This window comes from Shewanella sp. NIFS-20-20, assembly GCF_019209865.1.
In the GTDB taxonomy this organism is placed as follows: Bacteria; Pseudomonadota; Gammaproteobacteria; order Enterobacterales; family Shewanellaceae; genus Shewanella.
Genome location: NZ_JAHUTT010000112.1, coordinates 1 through 2,284 on the forward strand (window position 1 = coordinate 1; position 2,284 = coordinate 2,284).

At 38.6% G+C, this 2,284-nt stretch carries 2 protein-coding genes; both read right to left on the bottom strand.

Annotation, left to right across the window (positions count from 1 at the left end; translation table 11 throughout):
• Positions 1 to 140: 140 nt before the first annotated feature.
• Positions 141 to 1,703, bottom strand: a complete 1,563-nt coding sequence (locus KU855_RS18605; protein ID WP_218532773.1) for a DNA cytosine methyltransferase — start codon at positions 1,701 to 1,703, stop codon at positions 141 to 143.
• Positions 1,704 to 1,816: 113 nt separating this feature from the next.
• The gene (locus tag KU855_RS18610) at positions 1,817 to 2,149 is read right to left on the bottom strand and encodes a hypothetical protein (protein WP_218532775.1); all 333 of its coding nucleotides are present in this window, start codon (positions 2,147 to 2,149) and stop codon (positions 1,817 to 1,819) included.
• Positions 2,150 to 2,284 lie beyond the last annotated feature (135 nt).

The following is a 2,284-nucleotide window of genomic DNA, read 5'->3' on the forward strand; positions in this document are numbered from 1 at the left end:
GCTCAGTGACTTGTTTAACAGCTTCTATTTTGAACTCATCTGGATATCGTTTTCCGCGCATGTAACACCTCATATTTTTGGTTAAGTATAACTCTATGAAGTGTCTACTGTTCTAGGGGCTTACCACTCAGCCATTTCATTTACAGTAACTCGCTAATAACTTTGCCAAGTGCAAGACCTAACAACGGAGGTACAGCGTTTCCAACTTGAGTATATTGAGGAACTTGGAACTTTCTCATTTGTCCGCCAGTTGTAACCTTAGAGCGAAATATAAAATTATCAGGAAAAGACTGAATACGAGCCATTTCTCTTACGCTTAGCACTCTTAATTCACTTTCATCATAGTGACAAGCATCGTCTGGAATCGATAGCGCAGCTGGTGCAGGCTTAGAGGCTATCAAGGCTTTTTGTGTTTGTTTTTTAGTCGGGTGAGCTTTTAAGTATTTTTCTAATTCACCCTTTGATGCAAATTGGTATAGTTCACCATTCTCGTGGAGATACTTTAACTCAGACAGTCTTTTCCAGCTTTCTTCATCTAGTAACTTGGAGTTTCCCCTAAGAATTTCAAAAACATTCCGAGTGAGAGTTCTGTCACTTAGCTGTTGTAATACCTGGTATAGCCTAAACCGACGTTGGACTAAAGGACTGTTATTTCTTAGGTCGTGATTTAGATACTTTGGGTGCTTCTTTAAATTAGAAAATGTTTCATTCAAATATTTTATATAGTCAGATTCATTGTCACGATTGAATATTTTAAGGTCTCCAATAGCATCTTTTACCGCAATTTCACGTCCTATATATGCCGTAAATGGTGCTAAAAAGGTATTAGAGAATTTTTTAACATCTTTATCCTTCATTACATCAATGTAGTCTAAGTGACCAAAATCTAGGGACGCTTGATGAATTTGTACCAAGTCATAAAATGAACGTGGTTGTGCCCAGATCTCTGCATTTTCGGCACTACAATGTTTTAGATAGGTCGAGAGACAATCCAGCCTAACCGCTATCATTATGAACCTTGGTCTATTTTGTGGAACGCCGACAAATTTTGCGTTTACATGTAAGCATAATGGTACATACCCAATAGATGAAAAAACCTTTGCAACTTCATACCAAGCATGGAATTTATCGCCCTTTTTATTTTTAAATGCTCGTAAGATACCGGTAACATTTTCAAGAAGTGCAATTTTCGGCCTTACATGATTTACAAAGTTGGCGAATTCCCATGGCAAAGTATTTTTGTCATTATCTTTTTCTCGTTTGCCTGCCATACTAAAACTCTGGCATGGAGGCCCACCTGAAACGAGGTCTAAGCCTTTTCCGAATCCAGATCGTAATTGATTAACTAGTTCTGGAGTTTTATCAAGTAGACTATTTAGTTTAACGATACTGCCAACGAGTAATTTCCCATCAAGCGAGCTCCAAGAGGGTAAGCCTTTTAAGTCACTGTATTCAGTAGTTGTTTTAAAGGGGTTTTCTTTAAGTCTTTCCTTTAATTCAGGATGTTGCGTTTCAATCCATAATGTATGTTTAGATTTTTTATTTTGAGTAGCTTTCTCCTCTAAGTCTTCGTTGAAGAAGTTGTAGGCAAAAGTCTCCGCGGCCATAGGTGAAAGTTCGTTGGCTAACAAGAGTTCAAATCCAGCCTTGTCTAGCCCTAATGACAGGCCGCCGCAGCCCGCAAATAATTCAATGTGATTCAATGGGAAAACCTATACGTTCTATTTGTCTTAATGATAAGTAAAAATCCTCTAGATGTCCAGGCCTCTAGATGAAGATGTGACCTTGTAGAAGTAAGTAATCATCGCCTACTGCTTTATTTACCTGAGTGAGTAAATAACGCTTTTAAAAATTGATTGAGTTCTCTGGTTTTCTCACTTTCAAAAATAACGCCCCCATCGGAGCTATAAACTTCTGGATCATTTTCACTCCCTTCATTTATAGCTTCTTGAATTAAGTATCGACTGTTTGAGTCTTCACGCTTACTTGGTTCGGAGTAATCTACCCACAGCACGTAGTACTGAGAACCGACGTTAAAGTAAAAGCTTGGACTTGCATCGTTATGCCAACTTTTATCATTAAGGTAAGAGTAGTCGTTTAAGTTGAATCCTAAATCAAAATCAGACCCAAATTCATTTTTATATAGCATTAACCTCTCAGGGCGTCCGCATGAATGGTTAAGATTTAGGCGCTGATGTAAATCCGGCCACAAGGACTTGCTCCAAGAAGGCGGGGCTCATCATGCAGCGTTTCTGTTTCATCGGCACACTAATCTTAGTCGGCT

Excerpts from the sequence above, each read along its gene's own strand:
- KU855_RS18610 (WP_218532775.1), bottom strand. The coding sequence starts at position 2,149 with ATGCTATATAAAAATGAATTTGGGTCTGATTTTGATTTAGGATTCAAC.